The sequence below is a fragment of the Streptomyces sp. MnatMP-M17 genome (assembly GCF_900091995.1).
Classification (GTDB): Bacteria; Actinomycetota; Actinomycetes; order Streptomycetales; family Streptomycetaceae; genus Streptomyces.
The window spans coordinates 1-5,623 of record NZ_FMDK01000349.1 but is presented as its reverse complement, the minus strand read 5'-3'; the positions used below and the strand labels follow the sequence as shown (position 1 = coordinate 5,623).

6 protein-coding genes and 2 pseudogenes are annotated in these 5,623 nt (G+C 69.9%); 6 read left to right on the top strand and 2 right to left on the bottom strand.

The genetic code is table 11. From position 1 onward, the window contains the following. Positions 1 to 1,589, bottom strand: a 1,589-nt coding sequence (locus GA0115259_RS16350; RefSeq protein WP_237540081.1) for an RICIN domain-containing protein, incomplete at its 3' end; no start/stop codon positions are given. A 392-nt stretch (positions 1,590 to 1,981) separates the two neighbouring features. Here GA0115259_RS16350 and GA0115259_RS16345 point away from each other — a divergent pair. The 6 genes and pseudogenes from GA0115259_RS16345 to crcB (GA0115259_RS16320) all read left to right on the top strand — a co-directional run. Further along, positions 1,982 to 2,260 (top strand): annotated as a pseudogene (locus GA0115259_RS16345) (ArsR/SmtB family transcription factor); the annotation flags it as partial. Between the two features lies 1 nt (position 2,261). After that, positions 2,262 to 2,468 (top strand): annotated as a pseudogene (locus GA0115259_RS16340) (ATP-binding protein); the annotation flags it as partial. Between the two features lie 112 nt (positions 2,469 to 2,580). Then, positions 2,581 to 2,943: an ArsR/SmtB family transcription factor gene (locus GA0115259_RS16335; RefSeq protein ID WP_093597081.1), complete on the top strand. Its 363-nt coding sequence runs from the start codon at positions 2,581 to 2,583 to the stop codon at positions 2,941 to 2,943. Positions 2,944 to 3,207: 264 nt separating this feature from the next. Further along, the gene (crcB, locus tag GA0115259_RS16330; protein ID WP_093597078.1) at positions 3,208 to 3,693 is read left to right on the top strand and encodes a fluoride efflux transporter CrcB; all 486 of its coding nucleotides are present in this window, start codon (positions 3,208 to 3,210) and stop codon (positions 3,691 to 3,693) included. Further along, positions 3,690 to 4,037, top strand: a complete 348-nt coding sequence (locus GA0115259_RS16325) for a DUF190 domain-containing protein (RefSeq protein WP_093597075.1) — start codon at positions 3,690 to 3,692, stop codon at positions 4,035 to 4,037. The genes crcB (GA0115259_RS16330) and GA0115259_RS16325 overlap by 4 nt, the downstream gene beginning before the upstream one ends. Beyond that, a complete protein-coding gene (gene crcB, locus GA0115259_RS16320) occupies positions 4,034 to 4,408 on the top strand; it encodes a fluoride efflux transporter CrcB (RefSeq protein WP_093597072.1) in 375 nt (124 codons plus the stop codon). Before GA0115259_RS16325 ends, crcB (GA0115259_RS16320) begins: the two co-directional genes overlap by 4 nt. A 106-nt stretch (positions 4,409 to 4,514) precedes the next feature. On the opposite strand, the gene GA0115259_RS16315 is transcribed toward crcB (GA0115259_RS16320), so the two are convergent. Continuing rightward, positions 4,515 to 5,480, bottom strand: coding sequence for an alpha/beta hydrolase (locus GA0115259_RS16315; protein WP_202450053.1), 966 nt, complete (start codon positions 5,478 to 5,480; stop codon positions 4,515 to 4,517). Positions 5,481 to 5,623 lie beyond the last annotated feature (143 nt).

Genomic DNA, 5,623 nt, shown 5'->3' with positions numbered 1-5,623 from the left:
CTGGCGGTCTGGGCGGCCGTCGCGGCCGTCGCCTGGCGCTTGAGCTCGGCCAGCTCGGCCTGCGCTCCCGCGCGCGCGGCGCTCAGCCGCTGCGATGCCGTGGTGAACTCCGCCGTCGGCGGAACGAGGCCGTTGTGCTCGGAGGCCTTGAACAGCACCTTCTGCGTGGCAGCGGTGCTACAGGTGGCCGCGAGGGCGTCCTGTCCGACGGTGTACGTCGGGAAGTTCAGGCACTTGTTCGCCCCCAGGTTCTGCAGGGTGGCGCCGGCCCGGACGCTGAACTTCCACACCTGCATGGGCGTGCCGTTGCAGGTCCAGATCTGGATCTTCGTCTGGTTGGTGGCGACGTCGAGGCACTTCTGCGAGTTCACGTTCTGGAGGCTGTAGCCGTCGCCGTAGCCCCCGTAGATCCTCCACTGCTGGGCGGCCGCCGTGGAGCAGGTGACGACCTCGACAGCCGTGCCGCTCGCGGTGCCGGAACCCTGCACGCCCAGGCACTTGCCGGTCGCGCCCGGGATCTGGACGGCCATCGGGGAGGAGCCGATCCAGCCGATGCCGCCCGAGGACCAGTAGTCCTGCCAGCGGGTGATGTGGTCGGCGACCCACGAGTGGCCGAGCATCTTGCCCATCGACTCGGAGGCCACGGTCAGCGCCTGGACGGCGTTCTTGTTCGCGGTCAGGATGTCGTTGCGCTTGGCCGCCTGTGAGCCGATCTCCTGCTGCCACTCCGCCGCGGCGGTCGCGGAGACCTCGCCCAGGACCTTCTCCGGGTCCATCGGATCACGCCACGCACAGGCGGCGAACCGGGACTTGAGGTCCTCGACCGCGACCCGGTGCTCGGCGGTACCCGGCACGGGTGCCTTGTCCGGGAAACCGCCCGAGCTCAGGAAGATGCGGGCGTTGTCCGCACCGGTCGGCTCCAGGCTCCAGTCCGTCAGGTGCTCGTAGGCGTCCCGCAGGGCGAGCTGCCGGTTCCAGTCCGGCGCGGACGGACTGGGGTCGCTGCCGTACAACGGCTGTCCCAGAGCCTTGACCGCCGCGACGGTCGCCGCGTCGGCCGGCGGAGTCGCGTCCTCGTAGAAGTCGTACTCGCTCTTCCAGAACCGGTCGGCGATCCACGTCTTGAGGCCAGTCTGGGTGTGGAAGTCCTCGCCGTCGTCACCGCTGGTCCCGGGCGGCCACTGGAAGTCGGCGACGGAATTGAAGCCGCCCGGCGTCTCCAGCCCGGTTATCTTCCAGCTGTCGTGGAGATCGTTGAGCCGGTTCAGCTCAGCGTGCGCGGCATCCCGGTCCGACTCGTACGCGGTGGCGAGCGGGGTGTCCTCCCAGAAGTCCCGGTCGGCCAGCTCCCGCAGCCGCTCCGGACTCTGGTTGAGCCCGTCCTTCGCGGTGGCGGCCATGGCCGGCCCGCCCAGTCGCAGTACGTCGCTCATCAGGCACTGGTCCTGCCGCAACTGCTCGGCGGCGGTGTCCTCGTACCAGTCGTAGTCGGCGGCCGGCTCGGTCCGCGGTGCCCTGTAGTCGGCGCTCACACCCACCCCGGCCACCACGGCCATGGCGAGCAACGGCGGGAGCAGACGGCTGGTCAAGCGGGAAAGCCGATGCAAGGGTCTGGGAGACCCTGGAGGTCTGGAGCGCAATGGAGTGCCACTTCTGATCAGGGAGCCGACCGAAGGACGCGGCGGGGCCGACAGGACTCGACGGCCTCAAGCCCGCGAACCTGACGGTCGCTCAATTACGTCCGAACACAGAACAAAAGCTCGAACCTGGAGGCAGGATGGTACCCAGAGAGTGGCAGGCGTGAATAAGGAATTATTCCTCCCCGCACCGGAGTTGAGCAGATCAGGGGCGGCCCGCGCGGTGCTGCCGGGACCGGTGCTCCCCCCACGGGCTGCGCGGCCGTTGTCAGCTACGAGGCCGTCGGCCGCGACACCGTCTGGACGACCACCCGGGGGCGCGACCCCGCCTTCCGGTCCGCGGCATGGGATTCGAGGGGCATCCGGTCCGGATCCGGGTGCTGGAGCTGTTGCAGGACGGGCCGATGCCCGTACGGGATCTGCTCACGGCGACGGGGATCGAACCGTCGAGTCTCTCCCAGCAGCTCGCGGTGCTGCGCCGCTCCGGCATCGTGACGGCCACCCGTGAGGGCCCGACCGTGGTGTACGAACTGGCCGGCGGCGATGTGGCGGAGCTGATGCGGGCCGCCCGGCGGATCCTGACCGAGATGCTCGCCGGGCAGAACGAGCTGCTGGAGGAGCTGCATCTACGCGGCCGGGCCGGACACGCTCGCGTTCGCCGTCCACGACCGCCATCCTTATCAGCCCGCCCTGTACACGTCGGTCACCGGCGCCGGGAGCGGCGGGCTGGCCACCGTGGTCGAGCTCACGCTCGGCCTCGGCGGGACCGCGGTCGTACGCGGCGACGCGGACGGCCGGGGCAAGAGCATCTGGATCACCCTGCCTCTGTAGGCCCTGTCTTGCTGGCCTTGGCAATTCCGAAGGTCATCAGTTCGGCGCGAAGGCGCGAGGATGGGCCCATGACGATGAGTTCTGGATGCGTGCGACGCCCTGGGCGTGCACGATGAGCGCGCCGCTTTACCAGTTGAAGGCGGAGTTCTTCAAGACGCTGGGACACCCTGTCCGCATCCGTGTGCTGGAGCTGCTGAGCGAACGCGAGCACGCGGTCTCCGAAATGCTGCCCGAGGTCGGAGTCGAACCGTCGCATCTGTCGCAGCAACTGGCCGTCCTGCGCCGTGCCAATCTCGTCACCACACGCCGGGAGGGCTCAGCCGTCTACTACACGCTGGCCAACCCGAATGTCGCGGAGCTGCTCAAGGTGGCACGGACGATCCTGTCCGGGCTGCTGACGGGCCAGGCCGAGCTGCTGGCCGATCTGCGGGCCGCCGAACCGAACAGCGCGGCACGGCGACGCGGGATGTCATAGCCCCGGGACGCATAGCCCCCGGGACATCCCGGGATGTCGTAGCCGCAGGTGCCGCCTGCCCGAGCACGGTTGGCGCGTTGACGGCCCCTGGAGCTAGCCTTGACCACGAAGCATTCCGAGGAATGCCGCGCGGCGGTGGGGCCCGCCGTACCCGAACCGCGGTGACAGGCCGCCAACGGTCCCTACTTGCGAAGGAGCGCGCCCTGATCCGGGCGCCGGGCGAGTAGGAGAAGCATGGTGGTGCGAGTTCCCCGGAGCCGTGCGATGGAAGAGCCCGCCGATCGGTCCGGCCGTCCCGATGCCGATCCCGACGTCGATCTTTCCGTCCCCGGGCGGCGTCGGGCGCGCCCGCCGGTGCCCTGGCCGGTGGTGGCCGTCGTTGCGCTCGGCGCGATGTGCGGCGCGGCGGCCCGGTACGGCGCTTCGCTGATCTGGCCGACCGCCACGGGCGGCTTCCCCTGGACCACGTTCGCCGTCAATATCAGCGGCTGTGCGCTGATCGGTGTGTTCATGGTGGTGATCACCGAGGTCTGGACGGCGCACCGGCTGATCCGTCCGTTCGTCGGCACCGGTGTACTGGGCGGATTCACCACGTTCTCCACCTATGCGGTGGACATCGAACGTCTGGTGGATGCCGGCCGGGCCCGTACGGGGATGGCCTATCTGGGACTGACGCTGCTCGCGGCTCTCGCGGCGGTGTGGGCCGCGGTGTGGGTGACACGCCGCGTCGTGGCGTGGAGGCAGGCATGACGAAGCTGGCGGGCACGGCCCTGCGGATGACCATCCTCGTCGGGGAATCGGATCTCTGGCACCACCGGCCTCTCTATACGGAGATCGTGCACCGGGCGCATGCGGCGGGGCTGGCGGGAGCGAGCGTCTTCCGCGGCGTCGAAGGGTACGGCGCGTCGTCGCTGATCCATACGCAGCGGCTGCTGTCGCTGAGCGAGGATCTGCCGATGGCGGTGGTGATCGTGGACGCCGGGGAGAAGATCCGGGCGTTTCTGCCGCAGCTCGACGAGCTGATCGGGGAGGGACTGGTCGTGCTCGACGAGTGCGAGGTCATCCGGTACACGGAACGTGAGGAGGACCGGTGAACTGGCTTCTGGTCCTGGCCGGGGCAGCGGTCGGCGGACCGTTGCGGTATCTGACGGACCGGGCGGTGCAGGCCCGGCACGACACCGTCTTCCCATGGGGGACGTTCACGGTCAATGTGGTGGGATGTCTGGTCCTCGGGCTGCTGACGGGCGCCGTCGCGGCGGGAGCGGCGTCCTCCTCGGTGCGGTTGCTCATCGGGACAGGGCTCTGCGGGGCACTCACGACATACTCCACGTTCAGTTACGAGACGCTGCGGCTGGCCGAGGACGGCGCCAAGTTCTACGCGGCTGCCAATGTCATCGCGAGCGTGATTGCCGGGCTCGGCGCGGCCTTCGTGGGTACCGCCGTCGCCGGGGCGCTGTGGGCATGAGCCGCCGTACGGGACGGGCCCACGAGGGGCCACGGGTCCGGCCAAGGGCAGGCTGCCGTGACCGGCCCGGGGAACGGACCGGCCAAGGCTTCGACGGAGCGCCGGCTCACTTCGTACCGGCCTTTGCCTTCTCTTTCCCGTACAGCGCCTCGCGGAGCGTCTTGGTGGTCTCCGCGACGGCCGCCTTGTCGGCGTCGGTGCCCGCCAGGGCGTTGAGCATCATGAAGTCGTGGGTGATGGCCGCGAAGTGACGGTTGGTCACCGGGACTCCCGCGCTGCGCAGCTTGTCCGCGTAGGCGTTGGCGCCGTCCAGCAGGACGTCGGAGTCGGTGATCACCAACGTCTTGGGCAGCCCGCGGAGTTGCTCGACGGTGGCGAGCAGCGGCGAGGCGAGCGGCTGGTTGCGGACCGCGTGGTCCGGGGCGTACGCGTCCCAGAACCACTCCATCGCCCGGCGGGTGAGCCAGCAGCCGTCCGCGAACCGGTTGTACGACGGCGTGTCGAAGCGCGCGTCGACGACCGGGTACAGCAGGACCTGCTGGCGGAAGCTCGGCCCGCCGCGCTGCTTGGCCATCAGGGTGACGGCGGCGGTCATGTTGCCTCCCACGGAGTCACCGGCGATGGCGAGCCGGGAGGAGTCGACGCCGATCTCGCCGCCGTGTTCTGCGACCCACTTGGCGACGGTGTACGCCTGCTCGATCGGCACGGGGAACTGTGCCTCCGGGGACGGCGTGTAGTTGACGAAGATCACCGAGGCGCGGGCGCCGTTGGCGATCTGGCGTACGAGCCGGTCATGGGTCTGCGCGTTGCCCAGGATCCAGCCACCGCCGTGGAGATAGACGATGCCGGGCAGCGGGCCCGTGATTCCGGGCGGCCGGACGACGCGGATGGAGACGGGCCCGGTCGGACCACCGGGTACGGTCCGCTCACTGATCTCCGCGGGCAGTTTGTCGACGGGGCCCGACTGGAGTTTGTCGAGCACCTCGCGCGCCGCCGCGTACGAGAGGTCGTACAGAGGCGTCCCGTCCTCGGCGGCGAGCTGGTTCAGAAACTCCTGGGCCTGCTTCTCCAGCTTCACCGGCGGATTGCCGCAGGGCGCGTACGGGTAGTCGGGCGTGGCCTGGGCCACGGCGGGGCCGGGCTGACCGGCCTGGGGAGCCGACGGGAGAGCCGACGGAGCGGCACAGCCGCTGAGAGCGGCTGGCGCCGCGGGGC